A 23,973-nucleotide genomic window follows, 5' to 3' on the forward strand; every position below is an offset into this window, starting at 1 on the left:
TTTTTCTTATTTTAGCCCATCATTCACCTAAAAGCTTTACCCATGTCGTTTCTGTCCGATAAAGTTGTTCATGAAGGCCTCACCTTTGATGATGTGCTCCTCGTACCTGCCTACTCAGAAGTGCTTCCCAGAGACGTGGATATCTCTTCCAATTTTACCCGAAACATTCGATTAAATACACCAATCGTGTCGGCCGCTATGGACACCGTGACGGATTCAAAACTGGCTATCGCGATTGCCCGCGAGGGAGGAATCGGGGTCATTCACAAAAATATGAGCATCGAAGCGCAGGCAAAGCAGGTGACGATTGTGAAACGGGCAGAAAACGGGATGATTTACGATCCTATTACCATCTCGAAAGAGAAGAAAGTAGGTGATGCCCTTTCCATCATGGAGACATTCAAGATTGGAGGAATTCCTGTGGTAGATGCTGCCGGTTTGCTAGTAGGGATTGTGACCAACCGCGACCTCCGGTTTGAACGCGATTTACAGCGCCCCATAGCGGAAGTGATGACAGTGGAAAATCTGATTACCACTGATATATCGACCAACCTGGAAAAGGCTGCCGATATTTTGCAACAATACAAAATCGAAAAACTGCCCGTTGTCGATAAGCACAACAAACTCATTGGACTTGTCACCTACAAGGATATTACCAAAGCGAAAGACAAGCCACGGGCTTGTAAAGATGAGAAGGGCCGCCTGCGCGTAGCCGCTGCGGTTGGTGTAGCACGTGATACTATTGAACGGATTGACGCGCTGGTGGAAGCGCAGGTAGATGCCATTGTGATTGATACCGCACATGGTCATTCGCGTGGTGTGCTGGAAATGCTAAAAAAGGCCAAAAATAAATATCCCGAAAAGGAATTCGTAGTAGGGAACATTGGGACCGCCGAAGCCGCCTCAGAGCTTGTTTTCGCCGGTGCGGATGCCGTTAAAGTTGGTATCGGGCCGGGTTCTATTTGTACCACCCGCATCGTGGCCGGCGTGGGTATACCGCAGCTTTCTGCTATTTACAGTGTGGCCAAAGCCATTAAAAACAGTGGCGTTCCGATTATTGCCGACGGCGGTTTGCGTTATTCCGGCGATATCGTGAAAGCACTGGCTGCCGGTGCACACAGTGTGATGGCCGGTTCTTTGTTTGCCGGTGTGGAAGAATCACCCGGCGAAACCATTATTTACCAGGGACGGAAGTTTAAATCCTACCGGGGAATGGGCTCCATCGAAGCCATGCAGGAAGGCTCTAAAGACCGCTATTTCCAGGATGTGGAAGACGACATTAAAAAACTGGTCCCGGAAGGCATTGTTGCCCGTGTCCCATACAAAGGCACCTTGTACGAAGTACTTTTTCAGATGATTGGCGGCTTGCGGGCCGGAATGGGATACTGCGGCGCGCATAATATTCACAAGTTGCACGAAGCAAAATTCACCCGAATCACGAATGCGGGCGTTACCGAAAGTCATCCACACGATGTTTCCATTACCCGCGAAGCACCTAATTATTCAAGGGATAACAACTAATTTCATTTTCGACAACACAAAAAACGACATACTTTTCATTTTTAGCTAAATAGCCCTTAAGTTCATGTTCAAATCCATTTGCAGTGTACTGCTCCTTCTCCTACTAACGTTAACCGGAATTTCGGCTAATGCCAAAGAGAAACAGGTCATCATGACCATTGGCGGAGATAAAATTTACAGCGACGAATTTCTCCGGATGTACCGGAAAAATAACTTAAGTCTTCCTGATTCCCTCCAGAAAACACCACAAGAGTATCTACAGCTTTTCATCGACTTTAAACTAAAAGTCAGGGCAGCAGAAGCACTCGGAATGGATACGCTCAGTTCCTTTAAACGCGAATTGGCCCGTTACCGGGAAGAATCGGCTGCTCCTTACCTTACCGATTCCACCATCGACGAACAGTTAGTACGGACAATGTACCACCGGATGACCACCGAGGTAAAAGCTTCGCACATTCTGATAAGGATTCCACGCAATGCCTCCCCGGCCGACACACTGAAAGCATGGAATCAGATCAACGATTTACGTCAGCGGGCCATGAGTGGTGACGATTTTGCCAAGTTGGCCCTCAACTATTCACAAGATCCTTCGGCCAGGAACAACAAAGGAGAACTGGGTTATTTCAGTGGCTTCATGATGGTATATCCATTTGAAAAAGCAGCTTACGAAACGCCGGTGGGACAAATTTCGCCCATCGTTCGCACCCGTTTTGGTTATCACCTGATAAAAGTTGAAGACAAAAGGCCATCGCCGGGCGAAATGCACGCGGCCCACATCATGTTTTTTGTCCGTCCGGGAAGTAGCCCGGAAGCAGAGGCACAAATCCACGCGAAAGCCGATAGTGTATACAAAATGCTGCAAAACGGAGCCGACTTTGCTCAACTGGCAAAAAAATACTCCGACGATAAAAAGAGTGGTGCAAATGGTGGCGTGCTCCCCTGGTTCCGTTCCGGACGAATGATTCCCGAAATTGCTGAAACCGCCTTTGCTCTGAAGAAAGATGGCGACTACTCGAAACCCGTTCGCTCGCCATATGGCTGGCACATTATTAAAAGACTAGCTGTCAGGCCAGTCCCCACCTTCGATGAATTACGCCCGAAGATTATCGAGAACCTGAAAAAGTCTCCGGAAAGAAACAAGGAAGCCAAAGCAGCTTTTATCAGGAAATTGAAATCGGAATACACACTCAACGAAAATCCAACTACACAGGAATGGCTTTCTTCATTAAAAGGAAGTACCAAAGATTCACTTCAGGCGAAAGCCGAACCGATGACAAACAAACCATTGTTCAGCATCAACAAAAAACCTTTCAGCCAGGCTGAATTCATCGATTTCATCCAGCGAAAAGAACACAGCCACAAGCCACTCAAAAAAGAACAAATCGATAATTATTACGACCATTTTAAAGACCAAAGTTTTCTGAATTACGAAGATTCTCAGCTTGAAAAGAAATACCCGGATTTCCGGTTATTGGTAAAAGAGTATCACGATGGCCTTCTGTTATTCAACATTACCGACCAAAAAGTCTGGCAAAAAGCAGCAAAGGACACGACAGGGCTGAAGGAATTTTATGCAAATCATCGTGAAAATTACCGAACGGAAAGGTATTTCGGCGGGACTGTTTATCTTTGTCCCTCGCATAAAATTGCGACTGAGGTTGATAAAATGGTAGAAGCGGGCAAAGACAGTACAATCATCATCCAAAAACTTAAAAACCTTGAAGGATTTTCCCACCAAACGGGAAAATTTAGAAAGGGAGACAACCCCGCTGTCGATTTTTACATCTTCAATGATAAGGACGCAATAACAGAGGCACAAGCCGGATTAGCTGTATTGCAGGGCAAAGCGCACCCCAATGGGTATGAACCGCTAAAAGACGTAAGGGGAACCTGCCTGGCAGACTACCAGGATTACCTTGAAAAACAATGGGTAAAACAGCTGCGGCTGAAATATCCGGTGAAAGTGAAACAGCAGGCGATGAACAAAATTTTGAAGCACACGGCAGAAAAATGAGGAATATATTTTTAGCACTGGCAGGCATAGTGATTCTTTTTACAGCCTGTCAGAAAGAAAACAAGGGAAACAGGAAAAATGCAGTTGCAAAAGTTGGTGACAAATACCTTTACCGGGAAGATTTAGCCAGTGCCCTGCCCAACGACATCAACAGCACAGACAGTACACGACTGGCGACCGACTACATTCAACGATGGATTCATCAGGAATTGATTCTGCAAAAGGCGGAAGAAAACCTGACCCCGGAACAGAAAAATGTGGAACACGAACTGCAGGAATACCGTGCTTCGCTGTTAATCCATAAATACCAGGAAGAATGGGTTCGCCAACGACTCGACACCGTGGTAACAGAAAAAGACATTCGGGATTTTTACGACCATAACCCTGAGAAATTCAACCTCAACCAGGACCTGATTCAGGGAATTTACATGGAAGTTCCCAAGGAAGTAGACCATTCCAGAGAAATAAAAAAGTGGATGTTGTCCAATAAATCGGAAGACATCTCGGCCTTGGAAGTATTTAGTTTTCAATATGCTACCAAATATGACAATTTCTCCGACAAGTGGATGGAATTCAGCCGTATCGAGTCGCGGTTACCGATGGAAATCATAAATACGGACCGCTTTTTGCGACGGAATAATTTCATTGAAACCACCGATTCGGTCAGTGCTTATTACGTTGCTATTAAAGATTTTCGCGTAAAAGGGGAAAAAGCTCCGTTCAACTTTGTGAAGGATCGGATAGAAAACTTAATTTTGAACAGCCGAAAAATGGAGCTAATAAAGGAGCTAGAGAAAAAAATTTACGAAAAAGGGGAAGAAGACAATCTTTTCACCATCATGAAATGAATATGATTCCCGGAAGCACTTATTGAAATAACGTTTCCCAATCATGCGAATTCCATGTGGCAATTAAAAAGATTAGAAATAAACACAAGAAATGATAACCATTACGATATGCTGAAACATACATTGAAAATTTTACTGCCAGTTCTGTTTTTATTCGCAGGTTCGGCTCAAACCTTTGCTCAGGACAAAGTTATCGACCAGATAGTTGCTGTTGTTGGAGGAAACATCATTCTGAAATCGGATATCGAAACACAGTATCTGCAGATGCAGGCACAGGGTGCCACCTCTACCGGAGACATGAAGTGTGAGATTCTGGAGAACCTGCTCGAACAAAAATTGCTGTTGGCAGAAGCACAACTCGATACAACCATTACGGTAACGGATAACCAGATCAACCAGGAGATGGACCGCCGTATGCAGTACTTTATTGAGCATATTGGTTCGGAAAAAGCCGTGGAAGAGTATTTCCATAAGCCCATCATCCAAATTAAGGCCGATATGGAAGACGCCATCCGGGAACAATTGATGACACAACAGATGCACTCAAAAATCACTGAAAACGTGTCTGTAACGCCTTCCGAAGTTCGTCGTTTTTATAAAAACATGAAGCCGGACGAAATCCCAATGGTAAAAGAACAACTTCAATATGCTGAAATTACCGTTCTTCCAAAAATCAGTGAGAAAGAAGACCTCCGGGTAAAAACTCAGCTTCGTGACCTGAAAAAAAGGGTGGAAAACGGAGAAAACTTTGCCACACTGGCTGTACTCTATTCCGAAGGACCTTCGGCTCGTAACGGTGGTGAACTGGGCTACCTGGGACGTGGCCAGCTCGACCCGGCGTTTGCAGCCGTTGCTTTTAACCTGAAACCGGGTAAAGTATCGAAAGTTGTGAAGAGTGAAATGGGTTATCATATCATTCAGCTCATCGACCGGAAAGGTGAAAAAGTGAACGTTCGCCACATCATTATTAAACCGAAAGTGAGCCCGAAAGAACTGGATCACGCCAAAGAGCATATCGACAGCATAGCCGACTACATTCGCCGTGACAGCATTTCATGGGAGCGCGCTGCTTACCTCTACTCGTTCGATAAAGATACGCGGAACAATAGCGGGCTGGTAATTAACCCGAATACCGGTTCTTCCAAGTTCGAAATAAGTCAATTAGATCCGGCTGTCAGTAAGGTGATCACAAAAATGAAAATCGGTGAAATTTCCGATCCTTTCCTCATGCAGGATCCCAAACGTCAGCGGCAGGTTTACACCATCGTTAAGCTGCTGGACAAAAGCAAACCACACAAAGCGAATCTGGCCGAAGATTACCAGATGCTGAGTGATATGTGCCTGCAGAAGAAAAAGGAAAAGGTATATCAGAACTGGATTGCTGACCGGGTAGCCAAAACATACGTTCGTATCGACGACTCGTATGTCAATTGCAACTTCAAGTTCAAGAACTGGGTTAAATAATCACCTGGAACATGATGTTTAAGAATGATACAGAAGCCGTCGATGCTTTGCGTGTTAAGCACGATGAGCTTCTTAGCGAAATACAAAAAGTTATCTATGGTCAGGACGAGATTATTAAGGAAGTCCTGATTTCCATTTTCAGTAAAGGGCATTGTCTGCTGATTGGTGTTCCCGGGTTGGCGAAAACGCTTTTGGTAAACACCATTGCCCGGGTACTTGGCTTGCATTACAAACGCATCCAGTTTACACCCGACCTGATGCCTTCCGATATTATCGGGACGGAAATTCTGGATAAAGACCGGGCATTCAAATTTGTCAAAGGCCCGTTGTTCGCGAATATCATTCTTGCGGATGAAATCAACCGGACACCGCCGAAAACGCAGGCAGCTCTGTTGGAAGCCATGCAGGAAAAGTCGGTAACCTCTGCCGGAACAAGCTATAAGTTGGAAGAACCTTTCTTTGTGTTGGCCACGCAGAATCCAATCGAGCAGGAAGGAACCTATCCCCTACCCGAAGCACAGCTCGACCGTTTTATGTTCTCCATCTGGCTCGATTATCCGGCTCACGAAGATGAAATGACTATCGTGAAGAACACCACTTCCGATTTTAAGAATGAAGCAAAGAATGTTATTTCGGCTGAAGAGATTCTTCATTTTCAGGAATTGATTAAACGTGTGCCCATCAACGACAACGTGCTACGATATGCTGTAACGCTGGCCGCCAAAACCCGTCCGGGAACCGAGCATGCACCGGCAATTACCAACGAATACCTGAAGTGGGGCGCTGGGCCAAGAGCATCACAATATCTTGTAACAGGAGCTAAAACCCACGCAGCGCTGCATGGTAAATACTCGCCCGATATCGAGGACGTAAAAGCGGTCGCGACGGCCATTCTACGCCACCGGATTATCAAAAACTACAAGGCGGAAGCCGAAGGAATTGGTGTGGATGACATCATCGCACAACTCATGAAATAACCACATCTGCCACTAATTTGAAAAACCACGAATGAAGCTACCGGCAACATATCGAAATGCCTTTCTCTTTTTGATAACAGTTATTGCCCTGTTTTCACTGCAGTCCTACACACCTCAGTCGCAGCCGCAGAAAAAAAAGAGACGAATAGAACTGGATCATGCCGATAGCTTGATGTACAACGAGAAGATCGTCGCTGATGCACAACGTCTAATCGGACATGTGCGACTGCATCACCAGGGAATTGTCATGATGTGTGACAGCGCCTATTCATACAATAGTAAAAACATGGTAGATGCCTTTGGAAATGTTCACATCATCCAGGGCGACACACTCAACTTATACGGACAATACATCAATTACAACGGCGACACCAAAATGGCTAAAGTCCGTCGGGACGTTAAGCTTGTCAACAAAACCATCACCCTGACCACCGACTCGCTCGATTTCAACATGAATACGAATATCGGGTATTATAATCACGGTGGAAAAATCGTCGATACGGCCAATGTACTGACCAGCTGGGTTGGCCGCTATTATGCCGACCGCGATCTGTTTTTCTTCAAAGACTCGGTGAAGGTGACCAACAAGGATTTTGTGATGCACGCCGATACGTTGGAATATCAAAGTGAAAAAGAACGTGTCATCATTGTCGGCCCGACAACCATCGAAGGAACCAAAGAAAAAGGAAAGCTCTTCTCCAGAAGTGGATGGTACGATACACAGACGAATATTTCGGAGTTGTACAAAGATTCGCGGCTCGAACGCAATGACCAGATTCTGGAAGGCGATACATTATACTACAACAAAACGACCGGCGACGGACGGGCTTTTCACAAGGTGAAGCTTACCGACCTGAAGAACCACACCGTCATTACCGGGAAGCATGCCATTTACAACGAAGTCAGCGACAAAGCGATGGTGACCGATTCGGCGTTATTTATGCAGTATTCCAAAAAGGATACACTGTTCATGCATGCCGACACGCTGCGTTCGGTTCCTGATACATCAGTAACTAAAGATACATTACGAACTAAAAAAGACGACAAGAAAATATTCCTGGCTTACTTTGGTGTGCGCTTTTACCGTGCAGACCTACAGGGCAAATGTGATTCACTGGCCTACCGGATGAAGGATTCAACCATCGAAATGTACCATGATCCCGTATTGTGGTCGCAGAACAACCAGATGACAGCTGACGTGGTAAAAATGACGACGCACGAGAAATCACCGGATATCGTGAATATGGAGAACAATGCCTTCATCATTTCCGAAGAAGATTCGGCCAAATTCAACCAAATCAGCGGTAAAGACATGATCGGCTATATCCGGAACAACAATCTGTACAAAGTGGAAGTCAATGGGAATGGTCGCTCAATTTATTTCGCCAAGGATAAAGACAAATATATCGGTCTGAACCGTGTTGAAAGCAGTAACATCAATATTTATCTGACCGACGGGCACATGAACAATATCACCTTCATCAAACGTCCCGATGCCAAGATGCTTCCGTTAGACGACGTGAATACAAGTGAAACAATGTTAGAGGGATTCAACTGGCGACCGAAAGAGAGACCCAAAAACAGGTACGACATTTTCCCCAAAGAGCAGGCCAAAAGAAAGAAAACACCAGGGAAGAAAGTATTGGAGCCAAAAGAAAAAGCGCAGAAACAAAACAAGATTGAATCTGCGCCCAAATCTCTTTTAAGGACACGTGACTAAATAAAAACCTATTTAATATTCATCTTCATTGAAGAAGAAATCATCCTTGCTTGGATAATCAGGCCATATATCTTCTATGGATTCGTATACTTCGCCCTCATCCTCAATTTCCTGTAAATTCTCGATGACCTCTAAAGGTGCTCCTGATCGGATAGCATAGTCGATCAACTCATCCTTGCTCGCAGGCCAGGGAGCATCCTCTAATTTTGAAGCTAGTTCCAATGTCCAGTACATAATATTATTTAATTATATTATATTTTGCTTTTTCTGCGATTATAAGCATTTTTTTTTAAAACTTAATACCTAATTTTCAATCTTTTTTTAGGCTTTCCAGGCAATTTCATCCGCCCCTGTATCATATGATACCTTCCGGGATAAGACAAACAGGTAATCTGACAAACGGTTCAAATATTTAATTATTTCGTGCGGTATGTCGACATTTTGCGACAATTTATAGACATTTCGTTCAGCTCTGCGGCAAACTGTGCGCGCCAGGTGACAGTACGAAACCGGGTCATTTCCACCGGGAAGGATGAAATGTGTAAGCGCCGGAAGGTCAGCCAGAATCTTGTCCATCTCTTTTTCCAACTGTTTAACATCCTCGTCGCAACACGGAAGGTGCTCTTTGTTATCTACGCGATCGGTATCGGTGGCTAACCGGGCCCCTATTACGAATAATTTATTCTGAATCTGAATAAGTTCCTCTTTATCGGATTGCATGATATCCTGCGAACGAATCAAACCAATCCATGAGTTCAGTTCATCAACCGTTCCATAAGCTTCGAGCCGTAAATCAGACTTGGGAACTCGCGAGCCACCAATCAGTCCGGTAGTTCCGTCATCTCCGGTGCGGGTATATACACTCATTTTGAAAAAGATTTAGCGTTAATAAATCGGATTACTGTTACGGTAATCGGCTTCAACCTCACCATCCTTGAGTTTGATAATGCGATGTGCGTGCCGGGCAATATCTTCTTCGTGGGTAACCAGAATAATGGTATTTCCCAGTTTATGAATCTCGGCAAAGAGTTTCATTATCTCCTCCGAAATCTTCGAATCGAGGTTACCGGTCGGCTCATCCGCCAGCAAAATGGACGGGTGATTCACTAAAGCGCGGGCCACAGCGACGCGTTGACGCTGACCGCCCGACAACTCATTCGGTTTGTGCTCCACGCGATCTTCCAGGCCCACCTGAATCAACTGCTTCATCGCCTGCTTTTCTCGTTTTTTCCGGCCAATACCGGCATAAACCAGCGGCAACATTACATTCTCAAGGGCTGAATAACGAGGCAGCAAATTGAAGGTCTGAAATACAAAACCAATCTCATCGTTGCGTATCTCCGCCAGCCGATCGTCATCCAACGCCCCCACATCAATATCACTCAGATGATAAGAACCGGAAGTGGGCGTATCCAGACAGCCGATGATATTCATCAACGTAGATTTTCCCGATCCGGACGCCCCCATAATGGTCACATAATCGCCCTTGTCTATCGATAGTGATACCGAGCGTAAAGCGTGGACCACCTGTGTTCCGACATAGTAGTTCTTAACGATGTTGTTGAGTTGAATGACTTTTTCCATTTAACAGAATATTTCAACTTTATACAAAGTTAACGGAATTGCAACGGTACATCCAATGCCTTGTTAATATCTTATCACAAAATTTTCCTTTTGCAAATCCGGAAGGCAGATAGCCAAACCTAAGGTAAAAAAATCGAGGGAGACACGCACAAATTCGTTCGTTGTCAGTTCACTCCAAATTTCCTCCATCTCCTGAGACTGATGAATTCCATTTACCACGATTACTTTGGGCTTTTCGTCCGGATTTCTGACAATATTCTGAATAACTTCGTGACACCGAACGGGATCTTCCGGGTAACTCAAAACAACGAAAGCGTCTTCCATATCCAACGAGGAAAAGTCAGGCAAACCTTCGTGTATCGTCACATTTTCAACCTCGGCGGTCTCGAGCAAATACTTTGTCACGGGCAGTAATTCCTTTTTCCCGTCATAATGATTCACCGAAATACGACTATCCGCTTTCGCCAGATACAACGACGTCATTCCGGTAACCGGCCCAATGCAAACAATGTTCTTGGGCTGAAATTCGTTGATCAGCCGAAACAACATCTTTCCATACTTCGGCAACAGGTCGAACCTTCTGACCAGCAACTTCAGCTTTTCCGGCACATCCTCATGCGTCGACGTACTTCCGGGAACTTTCACATTCGACCGCATCAACGATGCCCATACGCCATCAATCGTCTCATAGGCGTAATAATTTCCATCGTTTTCAATCACGTTTGTCAGCAATCCGAAAAGATATGGAGAGTGAATTCCGTGTCCGCGACGGTGACGAGCATTGAGCCAATATGAAATTTGTCGTTTTAAGCGAAATAAGGACATAAACGGTTATTGAAAGGGTGCATTTCTTTCTCGCAAAAGTCAGGTTTTTCCTTCATTCCCGCGCACGAATCCAAGTATAATTTATTGTTATATTTGCTTCATGCCTGAATTTCTTGACCAAGATATCAAATTCCTGCCGGGAGTAGGTCCCAGGCGTGCCAGTTTGCTGAACAGTGAACTGAAGATTTTTACTTTCCGGGATTTGCTTTACTACTTTCCATTCAAATATGTCGACCGGACCCGTTTTTACAACATCCGGGAAATCGATACCAAACTGCCATACATACAGGTAAAAGGCCGGATTACCGGCACCGAAGTAGTCGGAGAAGGACGTAGCCAGAGGCTCGTGGCATATTTTACCGATGGCACCGGAGTGCTGGAACTGGTCTGGTTCAAAGGCATCAAATACGTTCGTTCGTCTCTAAGCACGACCAAACAGTATGTCGTTTTTGGCAAACCGACCGAATTCAATGGGCAGTATAATATCGTTCATCCCGAACTGGAGGAAGCCGAAGACCAACAAAGTAAGCATGCTCAAGGCTATATCCAGGCATTTTACAACACGACGGACAAACTGAAGAAGAGTTTTCTGAACTCGAAAGTGATTTTGAAGCTTCAGCAGAATCTTTTTCCCCTGGCAAAAGGAAAATTACGGGAAACGCTCCCCGCCTGGCTGGTGGAAAAGTACAACCTGATGTCGCTGCCCGAGGCCATTGGGAATATTCATTTTCCGCAAAATCCGAATGCATTACGCAAAGCTGAATACCGTCTAAAATTCGAAGAGCTATTTTACATTCAGCTAAAAATACTCCATCTGAAAGCCGACCGGCAACAAAAATTCCGGGGACATCCTTTCACCATCATCGGTGATTACTTCAACGAATTTTTTCATAATCATCTCCCTTTCGAACTAACCGGAGCGCAAAAGCGGGTCATTAAAGAGATTCGGAAAGATGTGGGTTCCGGCAAACAGATGAACCGGCTGTTGCAAGGAGACGTGGGAAGCGGTAAAACCATGGTGGGATTGATGACGATGCTGATGGCGCTCGACAACGGGTTTCAGTCGAGCATGATGGCCCCGACCGAGATTCTGGCCAACCAGCATTATGCCTCCATCAAGAGATTTTTGGGCAACATGTCGGTAAACGTCCGCTTGCTCACCGGTTCCACAAAAAAATCGGAACGAAAAGAGATTCACGAACAGTTGGAAAACGGCGAGCTGCACATTCTGATTGGCACCCATGCGCTGCTCGAAGAAAAAGTGAAGTTCAAAAACCTCGGGATGGTCATTATCGACGAACAACACCGGTTTGGTGTAGCACAGCGTGCGCGCTTGTGGCGAAAAAATTATGTTCCGCCTCATGTGTTGGTTATGACTGCAACCCCGATTCCGCGTACACTCGCCATGACCGTTTACGGCGATTTGGACGTTTCCGTCATCGACGAATTGCCTCCCGGAAGGAAACCGATTAAAACCATGCACTTCTTCGAAAATAACCGCAAGAAGGTGTATGATTTTATGCGAAAAGAGATTGAAATTGGACGCCAGATTTACATGGTCTACCCGCTCATTTCCGAATCGGAAAAGATGGACTTCAAAAACCTGGAAGAAGGATATAAACATATCAAAACCGCGTTTCCCGAGCCCAAATACCACGTGAGCATGGTGCACGGCAGAATGCGTCCGGCAGACAAAGATGCTGAGATGATGCGTTTCAAGAACGGGGAAACAAACATCATGGTGGCTACCACCGTTATTGAAGTAGGTGTGGATGTTCCCAATGCATCCGTGATGGTAATTGAAAGCACCGAACGTTTCGGTCTGTCGCAGCTTCACCAATTGCGCGGTCGTGTGGGACGAGGTGCAGAACAATCTTTTTGTATCCTGATGTCGAAATATAAGCTGGGAGCGGAAAGCCGGAAGCGCATCGAAACCATGGTAGCGACCAACGATGGATTCGAAATTGCCGAAGCCGATATGAAGCTACGCGGACCGGGCGATATTGAAGGAACGCAACAGTCGGGCATGGCTTTCGATATGAAGATCGCTAATATCGCCAAAGATGGTCAGATACTGCAATATGCACGCGATATTGCCACTGATATTTTGGATGACGATCCCACATTGGCCAAGCCCGAAAATAACCTGATGCGCAAACAATTGATTGCATTACGAAAAAACCACTTAAATTGGAGCTCCATAAGTTGATAAGATTCCATAACTTGAACTTTACCTGATTTGCTTTTTTCAACCGATGAATAAAACGCTAAAAAATAACAACCAACGAAGCATATTTTACCGGTATTTTTTCACCTACGCCTTACTTTTTGGTGGTTTTGCCGCTCTGTTTTTTCTTCCCTACTTACGCATTCGCATTGACGAATTCATCGGTAACATCCAGCTACAGGAAAAAAACAAGATTGCCGTTCAATACCGCAGTCTGCTTGACGACATTGCCTTCGTGGTAACCGATATCATGTTTCTCTCTCACGAAGAGCACATGAACGAGTATGTCAACCAACCCAATCCTCAGGATAAAAAAGCACTCGTTCGTGAGTTCAGTAACCTGATGATGCAAAAATCGTTTTACGATCAGATTCGGTTCATCGACCAAAATGGCATGGAACGTCTCCGGGTAAAAATGGACAAAGAAGGAAAACCTTATCAAGTGCAGGAAGATGGGATGCAAAACAAAGCCGACCAGGAATTTTTTCAGCATACCATTCGACTCAAACCTTACGAAGTATATCTTTCGCCACTTGACATGAACGTGGAGAACGGCAAAATCGAGCTTCCGCTGAAACCCATCATCCGGATTGCAACGCCCATTCCTGACAAAGACGGCACAGTGAAAGGTATTCTTGTTCTCAATCTGAATGCAGGCTATGCATTACGTAAATATATTGAAGGCGACGGAAGCCGGCAGGGAAATTCTCTTTTGGTTAATCGTTCGGGCTATTACCTGCTTCACCCCGACCCAACCAGAACCTGGTCGTTTATTAATGACGGAAATTCGCGCAAGACTTTCCGGGAGGATTTTCCAGAGGCTCACAAGAAAATATGGGCCGATAAAAACGGTCAATTCCGAAACGACGAAGGTCTTTTCACTTTCCAGACTTTACATCCGCTAACTCGAATCAAGGAAGTTTACCGGGCGTTGAACCTTCCGCTCGACAGCCTCCCGATATTTGGAGAATCCCAGGATTATCTTTTTAAAGTCATTTCGCATGTGCCTGAATCAAGAATAAAAGAAGGAGAAAGAAGAATTTACGGACGATTGGGAGCGCTCTTTTTAGCAGTGTTCGTTCTATTGCTTTTCCTGGCACGTTCTGTTGCTAAAACCCTGACTCACCGCAGGCTTTATGAGATAAAACTGAAACTCTCGGAAGAGGAATTGCGCAAAGCCAATGCGACCAAAGATAAATTCATCAGCCTGTTGGCACACGACTTAAAGAATCCACTTTCGTCTATCATGGGTTTTGCCGAAGTTTTACAAAGCAAAGATGAAGCTTTCTCGGAAGAGCAACGCAGGAGTTTCGCCAAAGTCATTCGTCATTCGTCGCGCAGCATGGTCGATTTGATTGACGATGTACTCGACTGGTGGCATGCACAAAGCGGAACTCTCGCCGTTCAGGCTGAGGAGTTCGACGTCAAGGAACTGGTAGAAGCCGTCCTGATTCTGCCAGCTGGCCAGGCCGAAAAGAAAGATATAACACTGGCAACCAACCTACAAGACGGAATGTATGCCTATGCCGACCCGAAAATGATTGCTACAGTCATCCGGAACCTGGTATCCAATGCTATCAAATTCTCGCATCGCGGAGGAGAGGTCATCATCAGCGCCCAAAAGACTCACCACCATGTATTAATTAGTATTCAAGACTTTGGGATAGGAATATCAGAATCCAACCAGAAGAAACTATTCCAGGTGGGGCATAAATTTTATACCAAAGGAACCGAAAATGAATCGGGAACGGGGATTGGATTGATCCTGTGTAAAGAATTCCTGGAAAAAAACAATAGCGCCATCGAAGTAGAGAGCGCCGAAAACAAAGGAACCATCTTCCGGTTCCGCCTTCCGGCGTCAGAGAATAGTAATACTTAGCATGCTTGCTTTTTTCAAAATCTTCCTAAAACCTGTATATCAACACCATTCATTCTCTCCTTATTTCGAATTATCTATATATCGAATTGTATATATTTTATTTAAAACAATGCTAAATTACCAATAGGTGTTTAAAGATATATACTCAATAATCTGATAGATAAAAAAGCTCGTTACATTTGCGGGAAAATTTTCTACCGTTTAGGAAAAATGGAAAACAAGGGAAATATCTTCCATCGGGGAGTTGTAAAGTTTGCGGATGACCATCGGATAGTAGTTGGAATCGTTTCCCAGTCAGCATGTGTGTCATGTTCGGTTAATGGTTCGTGCAACATGTCCGATGTCAAAGAAAAGGAAGTGGAGATTGAGAGCTGGAAAGGCACCTATACAAGGGGAGAATTTGTCGAAGTTATTGCCAGCGAATCACAGGGGTTCCGGGCACTTTTTGTAGCATATATCCTGCCCCTTATCATACTTTTGATCACACTCATCGTTTTGCTTCAGACTACCGGCAATGAATCGCTGGCAGCAGCAGCTTCTTTGGGTGTTTTGGTGCCTTATTACGGTATTTTATATCTCCTGAAAGAAAAAATCAAACAAAAACTGAATTTTAGTATTCGAAAACTGAACTAAACCTCAGATAAAATGAGCATTACACTGATTTACACTGTTGTTGTTCTCAGCGCCATCGGGATCATCGCAGCGATTATCCTGTACTACGTATCTCAAAAATTCATGGTTCACGAAGATCCGCGCATCGACCAGATCGAGGAAGCGCTTCCAAGCGCCAATTGTGGTGGTTGTGGATATGCCGGTTGTCGTGCTTTCGCCGAAGCCTGTGTGGAAGAAAACGAGTTGAGCAGCTTGTTTTGCCCGGTTGGTGGAAACGAATGCATGAACGAAGTTGCTAATATTCTCGGCTTGGAAGCAGTACAGAAAGCTCCCAAGGTAGCTGTACTTCGTTGTAACGGAACATGCGACCATCGTCCGAAAACCAATCAATTCGACGGAGCCAAATCTTGTTCAGCCGCTTCTTCACTTTACAGTGGCGAAACCGCATGTGCTTTTGGCTGCCTGGGTTACGGCGATTGTGTGGATGTCTGCGATTTCGATGCCCTGCACATGAATCCTGAAACCGGTCTGCCGGAAGTCGACGATGAAAAATGTACCGCATGTGGTGCCTGCGTCGATGCCTGCCCGAAAGACTTGTTCGAGCTTCGCAAGAAGATGCCGAAAGACCGCAAGATTTACGTGGCCTGCCGCAATGAGGATAAAGGTGCCGCCGCCAAAAAAGCCTGCGACGTTGCCTGTATCGGTTGTAGCAAATGTTTCAAAGAGTGTCCGTTCGATGCCATTACCATGGAAAACAACCTGGCCTTCATCGATTCGGATAAGTGTAAGCTTTGCCGCAAGTGTGTCACTGTTTGTCCTACCAACTCCATCATCGAGGTAAATTTCCCACCAAGGAAAATCAAACCCGAGCAGGTAGCCGAGCCGACATCAGCTGGTCCCGATTCAACAGATAAAGCCTAAGAACTAAACGAATAATTAACGATAAACTGGAGGTCAACGTGTTAAAGACATTCAAAATGGGAGGTGTTCACCCGGCCGAGAATAAATTGTCAGCCGGCAAAGCCATCGAAAAGCTTCCCCTCCCGAAAACCGTCAGTATTCCCGTTGCTCAACATATCGGTGCTCCCGCCACCGTAGTGGTTAAACGCGGCGACGAAGTCAAAGTCGGTACGGTAATCGCGCAAAGTTCGGGATTTGTATCCACCAATATCCATTCATCCGTTTCCGGGAAAGTGAAGAAGATTGATGATGTAATGGATTCGTCCGGATACAAGAAAAAAGCAGTCATCATCGAGGTTGAAGGTGATGAATGGGAACAAGGTATCGATACTTCCGATAACCTGATTAAAGAAACTCACCTGGACGCCAAGGAAATAAATGCAAAAGTTCTGGCAGCCGGAATCGTCGGTTTGGGTGGAGCCACCTTCCCCACGCACGTGAAATTGAGCCCGCCTCCGGGAATGACCGCCGAGGTACTACTCATCAACGGTGTGGAATGTGAACCTTACCTCACTTCCGACCATCGCCTGATGCTGGAAAAAGGCGCTGAAATTATTGTCGGCACCAAGCTCCTGATGAAAACGCTGGGCGTGAATAAAGCGGTAATTGGTATCGAAAACAATAAACCCGATGCGATTACCCGCATGCAGGAATTCACTGCCAACGAGCCGGAAATCTCAGTTCAACCGTTGAAAGTGAAATATCCGCAGGGTGGTGAAAAACAGTTAATCAAAGCCGTTACCGGCAAGGAAGTTCCGTCAGGTGCACTGCCTATTGCTGTTGGTGCGGTGGTGAATAACGTAGGTACAGCTTTCGCCGTTTACGAAGCGGTGATGAAAAATAAACCGCTGGTCGAGCGGGTGGTTACCGTAACCGGAAAATCGGTCAAAGAACCGTCAAACCTGATGGTGCGCATCGGAACACCGGTTACCGACCTGGTGGAAGCCGCTGGTGGCATGCCCGAAGATACCGGCAAAGTGATTAGTGGTGGCCCGATGATGGGACGCGCCGTTACCACACTCGAAGTTCCGGTAACAAAAGGAACGTCGGGTATTCTTCTCATCCGCGACGACGAAGCGAAGCGGAATGAGGTAGAACCTTGCATCCGGTGTGGTAAATGTGTGAATGTTTGCCCCATGGGACTCGAGCCTTACCTGTTGATGACCATGTCGGAGAAGAAATTGTGGGAACGCAGCGAAGACCGTCATGTGATGGATTGCATCGAGTGTGGCTCTTGTTCCTTCACTTGTCCGTCTAACCGCCCGTTGCTGGATTACATCCGACTGGGAAAAGGAACGGTGGGCAAACTCATTCGGGCACGGAAATCACAGAACTAATCGAATATTAATCAGACAAAACAAACGCAAAAATACCGATGAATAAACTGCTAACCGTATCACCTTCCCCGCACGTACAGGGTGACGAGTCCATACGGAAAATCATGTACGGCGTGGTACTGGCCATGTTACCGGCCTTCGCCATGTCGGTTATGTTTTTCGGCTGGAACAGCGTAAAGGTGACACTCATTGCCATAGCGGCGAGTGTATTCTTCGAATATGTAATTCAAAAGTATATCATGAAGGTCAAGCCTACGGTCGACGATGGTTCTGCTATCGTTACCGGGATTTTGCTGGCCTTTAACGTACCGGTCGGATTGCCGGTGTGGCTCATTGTTCTGGGAGCATTGGTCGCCATTGGCGTAGGTAAAATGTCGTTCGGCGGACTGGGACAAAACCCGTTCAACCCGGCATTGGTGGGACGTGTTTTCCTGCTTATCTCCTTCCCTGTTCAAATGACCACATGGACAGCCAACAAAGTTGTCGCTGACGGCTTCTCCGGTGCAACACCGCTCGGGCTGCTGAAAGAAGGATTGAAGAATGGCGAAACCATTCCCCAAATCACTTCCCAGCTTCCAAGTCATTTCGACCTCTTCTGGGGAAATATGAGTGGTTCGCTGGGTGAAATTTCCGCTGTTGCATTGCTACTAGGTGGTGTTTACATGCTTTGGAAGAAAATTATCAGCTGGCACACGCCGGTTGCCGTTTTGGGAACCATCTTCATTTTCGAAGGAATTTTATGGTTAGCCAATCCGGATCGTTTCATGGACCCGATGTTCCACCTGTTCACCGGTGGTGCCATGCTCGGAGCTATTTTCATGGCTACCGATATGGTTAGTTCGCCGATGACACATGTGGGACAATTAATTTTCGGAGTCGGTATCGGAATTATCACCGTACTCATCCGAAACTTTGGGGCGTATCCGGAAGGTATTTCCTTCGCGATTCTCATCATGAACGCGTTCACCCCGCTGATCAATGCCTATGTCAAACCTACTAGATTCGGGAGGGTTGCATGATGGCTAAAAGAGAATCGAGTTTCATCAATATGCTGGTAACGCTGTTTGCCGTTACCTTCATCGCCTCTGCATCGCTTGGTCTGGTGAACGAAATGACCCGCGACGCCATTAAAAAAGCCAACATAAAGGCACAGGAAAAAGCCATTGCGTCGGTACTTCCCAAATTCGACAAGCTTGGAAAAAGTCTGATGGTACTTCCGAAAGACGGGCCCGATAGTCTGGAATTATTCCCGGCATACGATGCACAGGGAAAAGAAGTTGGAACCGCCGTTAAATCGTATACCAACAAAGGTTTCTCAGGCCACTTCACCATCATGGTCGGCTTCAAACCTGACGGCACTATTTCCGGTTACGAAGTATTGCAACACCAGGAAACACCGGGACTGGGTTCCAAGATGGGCGAATGGTTCCGGAACAAGGATAAACCGAAACAGGATATCATCGGGAAAAATCCCGGTAAGGTAAATTTCCACGTATCGAAAGACGGTGGAGATATCGACGCGATTACAGCGGCTACCATTTCATCGCGCGCATTTCTGGATGCTGTGCGCAGAGCGTACAACACCTGGAAAAATGAATCGGATGGAATGAGCGGCTCGAAAACCAAAAACGAAGCTCAAACGGAAGGAGGTAACTCATGAATCAGATGAAAAACTTCACCAAAGGATTCCTGAAAGAGAATCCTGTATTTGTACTCCTGCTGGGAATGTGTCCCACACTCGGGGTCACCTCATCTGCTATCAACGGGATGGGCATGGGATTAGCCACCACGTTTGTGTTGGTGATGGCCAATTTCGTGGTATCGTTGGTGAAAAGCGGTATTCCGGACAAAGTTCGTATCCCGAGTTTCATCGTTATCATAGCTACTTTCGTAACCATCGTTCAGCTGACCATGCAGGCTTACCTGCCATCGCTGTACGAAAGTCTGGGACTGTTCATCCCGCTTATCGTGGTCAACTGTATTGTGCTGGGACGTGCTGAAGCTTTTGCATCGAAAAATACTGTCTGGTCGTCCATCGTCGACGGTTTGGGCATGGGACTGGGTTTCACATTCGCACTGACGTTATTAGGTGCTGTTCGTGAGTTCCTCGGAAGCGGAAAGGTTTTCGGATTAACCATTTATCCGGAACATTACGGCAGCCTGATTTTCGTACTAGCTCCCGGAGCATTTATCGCGCTGGGTTACCTGATTGCCCTCATCAATAAACTCAAAAAAGCCTGATAAGTTATGCAATACATTATCATTATCATATCGGCCATTTTTGTCAATAACATCGTACTGGCACAGTTCCTCGGAATCTGTCCTTTCCTCGGTGTTTCGAAAAAGACTTCAACCGCTATCGGTATGGCCGGAGCCGTTGCCTTTGTGATGACACTGGCAACCATCGTGACCTATTTGATTCAGTACAATATTCTGGTGCCGTTGAACGTGGCCTACCTTCAGACCATTTCGTTCATCCTGGTGATTGCTGCGCTGGTTCAGCTGGTCGAAATCATCCTGAAAAAGGTAAGTCCTGCACTTTACCAGGCACTGGGCGTTTTCCTTCCGTTGATTACCACCAACTGTGCCATTCTGGGTGTGGCCATTCTGACGATTCAGAAAGACTTTAACCTGATGGAAGGCGTAGTTTATGCCATCTCTACTGCTATCGGTTTTGGACTGGCGCTGGTGATTTTCGCCGGATTGCGCGAGCACCTCGACCTGATGAATGTACCGAAAGGTTTAAAAGGAACGCCTATTGCGCTGATTACAGCCGGTATTCTGGCCATGGCCTTCATGGGATTCTCCGGAATCGTTTAAGCCGAAAATTCATACAAATTCGATATACAAAAGCTGCCTCGATGGATGTCGGGGCAGCTTTTTATTTTTGTGACTCCTTTTTTTCGAAGTGTATTAAAATATCAGATAGATATTTTACAAATGACAAACAACGCAAGCTATTGGCCTCTGTTCCATACTCTGTATCTATCCCATGCATAACAACATGCCTATTAAATTTTACTGGATATTGTTTTAAGCCTTCTTCGTGAGCCCCAATTGGCGATTGCTCTTTTATGGGAGCCATAAATATTGACAATGCCGTGCTAGAAATCTCAGACAACTCGGTAGTCATTTCAGGTAAATAATCTTGCTTCTTAATTTTTTTGAAGAATTTCTTCTTCGTATAGTCAAGGCATATTCCATCAGCCTGAGCTAACAATGCTGGTATCGAAACAAAATATTGCTTGTTATTTTGCGCTTGCTCGACTTGAGCAAATATAGCCTCTCTACTAGGATGCCTAGTTTTTAGTTTTTTAAAAATTTTATTCGTGTCCTCCCTAAAACGATTAATTAAATATTGATCTAGTTTCTCAATCTTGTCATCTTCAATTAAGGATGCAAGATACTCAGCAAGTCGTAAATCACTCCCAAAATCAAGATACCAACCATATTTAGCAAGCAAGACCAAATCACCAGGAGTATTTTTCAATAACTCAAATAATCTTTCTGTAAATTGTTGCGTCGCCCTCGCGACTCCATGTTCCTGTAGCTTTGCGAAAGGTCCCATTATCCCTTGAGACGAATTGCGACCACGGCTACCTAATATTTGTGACAAGCTCGCATCAATATACTTTTGAAACTCCTGAAAAGATTTCGTTATGTTATCCAAATCTAGTATTTTTTTAAGTGTCCATTACTTATTACAAAACAGAACTTCTTAGATATCCTTTGACTAACTCCTAAATTAACCATTTTTATGTTATTGAAGTCATAAGCTAATTCCACAAAAAAAGGCCACCTCAACCGAGGCAGCCTTAACTATCTTATCAGGAAAAATCCTTATTTCAGGTATTTATCGAGCCAGTTGAAGAAGACCCGCTGCCACAGAATACCATCCTGTGCCTGCAATACCCAGTGACTTTCATTCGGGAAGTACAGGAACTCAGCAGGCAATCCGCGCAAGCGAGCTGCGTTAAAGGCTGCTTCGCCCTGCGTGTAAGGAATCCGGTAATCATGTCCTCCGTGAATAACCAGAATCGGAGCATCCCAGTTCTGAACATACTTATGCGGAGAGAACTTGGCGTATGACTTCATCGCCACCGGGTTTTTGAAATCCCAGTACGAACCGCCCAAATCCCAGTTCACAAACCACATCTCTTCGGTGGTGGTGTACATCGCTTCCATGTTGAAGATACCATCGTGCGAAATGAAGGCTTTGAAGTAGCCGTTATTGTGTCCGGCCAGGTAGTAAACCGAGTAACCACCGAAACTGGCACCAACAGCTCCCAGACGGTTGTTATCCACGTAGGGCTCTTTAGCGACATCTTTGATAGCCGACATATAATCGTCCATCGCCAGGCCACCGTAGTCGCCGGAGATTTCTTCGTTCCACTTGGTACCGAAACCAGGCAATCCGCGACGGTTCGGGGCAACGATAATGTAATCGTTGGCAGCCATCATCTGGAAGTTCCAGCGGTACGACCAGAACTGACTAACCGTACTTTGGGGTCCGCCTTCGCAATACAGCAATGTCGGATATTTCTTGTTCGGATCGAAGTGCGGCGGATAAATTACCCACACCAGCTCCTTCTTGTTATCAACCGTTTTTACCCAACGTTTTTCCACCTTACCGAAAGTGAGCTGGTCGAGGTACTTTTTGTTGATATCGGTAATCTGTATCGCTTTTCCATCAGCAGGATTCACACTGTACAGGTCCGCCGGATGTGACATCGAAACGCGCTGGCCAATGAGTTTATCTCCGGCGAGCATCACACTCTGATAGTTGTGTACTCCGTCGGTAATTCGGTGAATGCTGTCAGCCACTACGTCCAGCGAATACATTTCGTCAGTAGCGTGAATATCGGAAATGAAATAAATCTTCTTGCTATCGGCCGACCAAACCAGTCCGTTAGCATTCTGGTCGAAATCCTTGGAGTAATCTTTCTTATCTCCGGTAGCCAAATCGGCAATAAACAAGCGGTTTTTATCCGATTCGTAACCATCATGCTCCATGCTTTCCCACGCCAGCTTTTTGCCGTCGGGCGAGAAAACAGGATTGATGTCGTAGCCCATCATACCTTTGGTATAGTTGATGGTTTCGCCATTGGCAATATCATAGATGTAGATATCGGAATTGGTCGAAAGCGCATAAGCGCGGCCGACTTTCTTCTTGCAGGTGTAAGCAATCTTCTTTCCGTCGGGCGAGAAATTAATCTGCTCGATGCCACCAAATGGTTTCATCGGGGTATCGAAGCGTTCACCCTTCATGATATCGGTTCCGGCTACCACGTTATTCTCGTTGTAATCGGTTACAAACACATGCTGGTAAGTATAATCGTGCCATTGATCCCAATGCACATACATCAGGTCTGTTTCCAGGCGAGCATCTGCTTTCGGAAGATCAGGAAACAAATCATGCACACTCTTGTCGAGCTTCACTGCTTTGATGTAAAGAATCCGGTCCTGGGTAGGCGCATACTTAAATCCGATGATGCCGCCATCGATGTGTGAAACCTGATGTTTGGCAGAACCATCAGGGTTCATTTCCCACAACTGCGTGCTTCCCGATCTGGAAGAGAGGTAACCAATCTTCTTGCCGTCGGGACGCCATTGCGGATTATATTCCTTCTCCGGTGTGTCGGTCAACTGCACCGGTGTACCTCCATCGGTGGAAACCGAATACAAATCGCGGTACGATTTATTTTCCGGGATATTGAAATAGGTTACAGCATACACGACCGATTTTCCATCGGGCGAAACTTCCGCTTCGCTCATTCGGCCAAACGACCAGAGCACTTCGGGAGTCATAATGTCGGAGGTCAGCTTGGGAACCTCAGGCACAAAATTCTTTTTCTCCACTTTCGGCGCTTTGGTGGTACAGGCCATCAGGCCGACCATTAATAGCGGAAGTGAAAAAAGAGCCAGTTTTTTCATTGTACAACAATTTTCTGATTTGACACAAATTTAACCGGAATTATTATTTGGTCAAGAACGGGCAAAACAAA

General features: G+C 45.7%; 21 protein-coding genes. 15 read left to right on the plus strand and 6 right to left on the minus strand.

Going from position 1 to position 23,973, the window contains the following annotated elements; translation table 11 throughout:
- Window positions 1-42 precede the first annotated feature (42 nt).
- The 6 genes from guaB to CLV93_RS11090 all read left to right on the plus strand — a co-directional run bounded on the left by guaB (window position 43) and on the right by CLV93_RS11090 (window position 8,544).
- Window positions 43-1,521 (plus strand): IMP dehydrogenase, encoded by a 1,479-nt coding sequence (gene guaB, locus CLV93_RS11065; RefSeq protein ID WP_106542270.1) that lies wholly within the window; start codon window positions 43-45, stop codon window positions 1,519-1,521.
- A 64-nt stretch (window positions 1,522-1,585) separates the two neighbouring features.
- Window positions 1,586-3,535 (plus strand): peptidylprolyl isomerase, encoded by a 1,950-nt coding sequence (locus CLV93_RS11070; protein WP_106542271.1) that lies wholly within the window; start codon window positions 1,586-1,588, stop codon window positions 3,533-3,535.
- Complete coding sequence (locus CLV93_RS11075; RefSeq protein WP_106542272.1) at window positions 3,532-4,383, plus strand: hypothetical protein; 852 nt, start codon at window positions 3,532-3,534, stop codon at window positions 4,381-4,383. Before CLV93_RS11070 ends, CLV93_RS11075 begins: the two co-directional genes overlap by 4 nt.
- 108 nt (window positions 4,384-4,491) lie before the next feature.
- Window positions 4,492-5,847 (plus strand): peptidylprolyl isomerase, encoded by a 1,356-nt coding sequence (locus CLV93_RS11080; RefSeq protein ID WP_170108923.1) that lies wholly within the window; start codon window positions 4,492-4,494, stop codon window positions 5,845-5,847.
- Between the two features lie 11 nt (window positions 5,848-5,858).
- Window positions 5,859-6,824: an AAA family ATPase gene (locus CLV93_RS11085; protein ID WP_106542274.1), complete on the plus strand. Its 966-nt coding sequence runs from the start codon at window positions 5,859-5,861 to the stop codon at window positions 6,822-6,824.
- Between the two features lie 31 nt (window positions 6,825-6,855).
- The gene (locus tag CLV93_RS11090; RefSeq protein WP_106542275.1) at window positions 6,856-8,544 is read left to right on the plus strand and encodes an OstA-like protein; all 1,689 of its coding nucleotides are present in this window, start codon (window positions 6,856-6,858) and stop codon (window positions 8,542-8,544) included.
- Window positions 8,545-8,556: 12 nt separating this feature from the next.
- Here CLV93_RS11090 and CLV93_RS11095 read toward each other — a convergent pair whose 3' ends face one another.
- The 4 genes from CLV93_RS11095 to CLV93_RS11110 all read right to left on the minus strand — a co-directional run bounded on the left by CLV93_RS11095 (window position 8,557) and on the right by CLV93_RS11110 (window position 10,953).
- Window positions 8,557-8,778: a DUF2795 domain-containing protein gene (locus tag CLV93_RS11095; RefSeq protein ID WP_073170646.1), complete on the minus strand. Its 222-nt coding sequence runs from the start codon at window positions 8,776-8,778 to the stop codon at window positions 8,557-8,559.
- An 87-nt stretch (window positions 8,779-8,865) separates the two neighbouring features.
- The gene (locus CLV93_RS11100; protein ID WP_106542276.1) at window positions 8,866-9,411 is read right to left on the minus strand and encodes a cob(I)yrinic acid a,c-diamide adenosyltransferase; all 546 of its coding nucleotides are present in this window, start codon (window positions 9,409-9,411) and stop codon (window positions 8,866-8,868) included.
- An 18-nt stretch (window positions 9,412-9,429) separates the two neighbouring features.
- Window positions 9,430-10,128: an ABC transporter ATP-binding protein gene (locus tag CLV93_RS11105; RefSeq protein WP_106542277.1), complete on the minus strand. Its 699-nt coding sequence runs from the start codon at window positions 10,126-10,128 to the stop codon at window positions 9,430-9,432.
- A gap of 63 nt (window positions 10,129-10,191) precedes the next feature.
- On the minus strand, window positions 10,192-10,953 hold the full coding sequence (locus CLV93_RS11110; RefSeq protein ID WP_106542278.1) for a hypothetical protein: 762 nt from the start codon (window positions 10,951-10,953) through the stop codon (window positions 10,192-10,194).
- A gap of 100 nt (window positions 10,954-11,053) precedes the next feature.
- Between CLV93_RS11110 and recG the strand changes: the two genes are divergently transcribed.
- The 9 genes from recG (at window position 11,054) to rsxA (ending at window position 20,788) form a co-directional block, all read left to right on the plus strand.
- Window positions 11,054-13,162, plus strand: coding sequence for an ATP-dependent DNA helicase RecG (gene recG, locus CLV93_RS11115; protein WP_106542279.1), 2,109 nt, complete (start codon window positions 11,054-11,056; stop codon window positions 13,160-13,162).
- Between the two features lie 46 nt (window positions 13,163-13,208).
- Window positions 13,209-15,059: a sensor histidine kinase gene (locus tag CLV93_RS11120; RefSeq protein WP_106542280.1), complete on the plus strand. Its 1,851-nt coding sequence runs from the start codon at window positions 13,209-13,211 to the stop codon at window positions 15,057-15,059.
- A 210-nt stretch (window positions 15,060-15,269) separates the two neighbouring features.
- Window positions 15,270-15,692, plus strand: a complete 423-nt coding sequence (locus CLV93_RS11125) for a SoxR reducing system RseC family protein (protein WP_106542281.1) — start codon at window positions 15,270-15,272, stop codon at window positions 15,690-15,692.
- Window positions 15,693-15,704: 12 nt separating this feature from the next.
- The gene (locus CLV93_RS11130) at window positions 15,705-16,592 is read left to right on the plus strand and encodes a Fe-S cluster domain-containing protein (protein ID WP_106542282.1); all 888 of its coding nucleotides are present in this window, start codon (window positions 15,705-15,707) and stop codon (window positions 16,590-16,592) included.
- Between the two features lie 56 nt (window positions 16,593-16,648).
- On the plus strand, window positions 16,649-17,968 hold the full coding sequence (gene rsxC / locus CLV93_RS11135) for an electron transport complex subunit RsxC (protein WP_106542283.1): 1,320 nt from the start codon (window positions 16,649-16,651) through the stop codon (window positions 17,966-17,968).
- 38 nt (window positions 17,969-18,006) lie between these two features.
- Window positions 18,007-18,987: an RnfABCDGE type electron transport complex subunit D gene (locus tag CLV93_RS11140; RefSeq protein WP_106542284.1), complete on the plus strand. Its 981-nt coding sequence runs from the start codon at window positions 18,007-18,009 to the stop codon at window positions 18,985-18,987.
- Window positions 18,984-19,628, plus strand: coding sequence for an RnfABCDGE type electron transport complex subunit G (locus CLV93_RS11145; protein ID WP_211297807.1), 645 nt, complete (start codon window positions 18,984-18,986; stop codon window positions 19,626-19,628). Before CLV93_RS11140 ends, CLV93_RS11145 begins: the two co-directional genes overlap by 4 nt.
- Window positions 19,625-20,209 (plus strand): electron transport complex subunit RsxE, encoded by a 585-nt coding sequence (gene rsxE / locus CLV93_RS11150; protein ID WP_106542285.1) that lies wholly within the window; start codon window positions 19,625-19,627, stop codon window positions 20,207-20,209. The genes CLV93_RS11145 and rsxE overlap by 4 nt, the downstream gene beginning before the upstream one ends.
- A gap of 6 nt (window positions 20,210-20,215) precedes the next feature.
- Window positions 20,216-20,788 (plus strand): electron transport complex subunit RsxA, encoded by a 573-nt coding sequence (gene rsxA / locus CLV93_RS11155; protein WP_106542286.1) that lies wholly within the window; start codon window positions 20,216-20,218, stop codon window positions 20,786-20,788.
- A 61-nt stretch (window positions 20,789-20,849) separates the two neighbouring features.
- Here the strand turns inward: rsxA and CLV93_RS11160 are convergent, their stop codons facing one another.
- Window positions 20,850-21,638, minus strand: coding sequence for a hypothetical protein (locus CLV93_RS11160; RefSeq protein WP_106542287.1), 789 nt, complete (start codon window positions 21,636-21,638; stop codon window positions 20,850-20,852).
- Window positions 21,639-21,808: 170 nt separating this feature from the next.
- A complete protein-coding gene (gene dpp5 / locus CLV93_RS11165) occupies window positions 21,809-23,902 on the minus strand; it encodes a dipeptidyl-peptidase Dpp5 (RefSeq protein WP_106542288.1) in 2,094 nt (697 codons plus the stop codon).
- Window positions 23,903-23,973: the final 71 nt, after the last annotated feature.

This window comes from Prolixibacter denitrificans (assembly GCF_003014495.1).
GTDB classification, from domain to species: Bacteria; Bacteroidota; Bacteroidia; order Bacteroidales; family Prolixibacteraceae; genus Prolixibacter; species Prolixibacter denitrificans.

Excerpts from the sequence above, each read along its gene's own strand:
- guaB (WP_106542270.1), top strand. The coding sequence starts at position 43 with ATGTCGTTTCTGTCCGATAAAGTTGTTCATGAAGGCCTCACCTTTGAT.
- CLV93_RS11070 (WP_106542271.1), top strand. The coding sequence starts at position 1,586 with ATGTTCAAATCCATTTGCAGTGTACTGCTCCTTCTCCTACTAACGTTA.
- CLV93_RS11075 (WP_106542272.1), top strand. The coding sequence starts at position 3,532 with ATGAGGAATATATTTTTAGCACTGGCAGGCATAGTGATTCTTTTTACA.
- CLV93_RS11080 (WP_170108923.1), top strand. The coding sequence starts at position 4,492 with ATGCTGAAACATACATTGAAAATTTTACTGCCAGTTCTGTTTTTATTC.
- CLV93_RS11085 (WP_106542274.1), top strand. The coding sequence starts at position 5,859 with ATGATGTTTAAGAATGATACAGAAGCCGTCGATGCTTTGCGTGTTAAG.
- CLV93_RS11090 (WP_106542275.1), top strand. The coding sequence starts at position 6,856 with ATGAAGCTACCGGCAACATATCGAAATGCCTTTCTCTTTTTGATAACA.
- CLV93_RS11095 (WP_073170646.1), bottom strand. The coding sequence starts at position 8,778 with ATGTACTGGACATTGGAACTAGCTTCAAAATTAGAGGATGCTCCCTGG.
- CLV93_RS11100 (WP_106542276.1), bottom strand. The coding sequence starts at position 9,411 with ATGAGTGTATATACCCGCACCGGAGATGACGGAACTACCGGACTGATT.
- CLV93_RS11105 (WP_106542277.1), bottom strand. The coding sequence starts at position 10,128 with ATGGAAAAAGTCATTCAACTCAACAACATCGTTAAGAACTACTATGTC.
- CLV93_RS11110 (WP_106542278.1), bottom strand. The coding sequence starts at position 10,953 with ATGTCCTTATTTCGCTTAAAACGACAAATTTCATATTGGCTCAATGCT.
- recG (WP_106542279.1), top strand. The coding sequence starts at position 11,054 with ATGCCTGAATTTCTTGACCAAGATATCAAATTCCTGCCGGGAGTAGGT.
- CLV93_RS11120 (WP_106542280.1), top strand. The coding sequence starts at position 13,209 with ATGAATAAAACGCTAAAAAATAACAACCAACGAAGCATATTTTACCGG.
- CLV93_RS11125 (WP_106542281.1), top strand. The coding sequence starts at position 15,270 with ATGGAAAACAAGGGAAATATCTTCCATCGGGGAGTTGTAAAGTTTGCG.
- CLV93_RS11130 (WP_106542282.1), top strand. The coding sequence starts at position 15,705 with ATGAGCATTACACTGATTTACACTGTTGTTGTTCTCAGCGCCATCGGG.
- rsxC (WP_106542283.1), top strand. The coding sequence starts at position 16,649 with ATGGGAGGTGTTCACCCGGCCGAGAATAAATTGTCAGCCGGCAAAGCC.
- CLV93_RS11140 (WP_106542284.1), top strand. The coding sequence starts at position 18,007 with ATGAATAAACTGCTAACCGTATCACCTTCCCCGCACGTACAGGGTGAC.
- CLV93_RS11145 (WP_211297807.1), top strand. The coding sequence starts at position 18,984 with ATGATGGCTAAAAGAGAATCGAGTTTCATCAATATGCTGGTAACGCTG.
- rsxE (WP_106542285.1), top strand. The coding sequence starts at position 19,625 with ATGAATCAGATGAAAAACTTCACCAAAGGATTCCTGAAAGAGAATCCT.
- rsxA (WP_106542286.1), top strand. The coding sequence starts at position 20,216 with ATGCAATACATTATCATTATCATATCGGCCATTTTTGTCAATAACATC.
- dpp5 (WP_106542288.1), bottom strand. The coding sequence starts at position 23,902 with ATGAAAAAACTGGCTCTTTTTTCACTTCCGCTATTAATGGTCGGCCTG.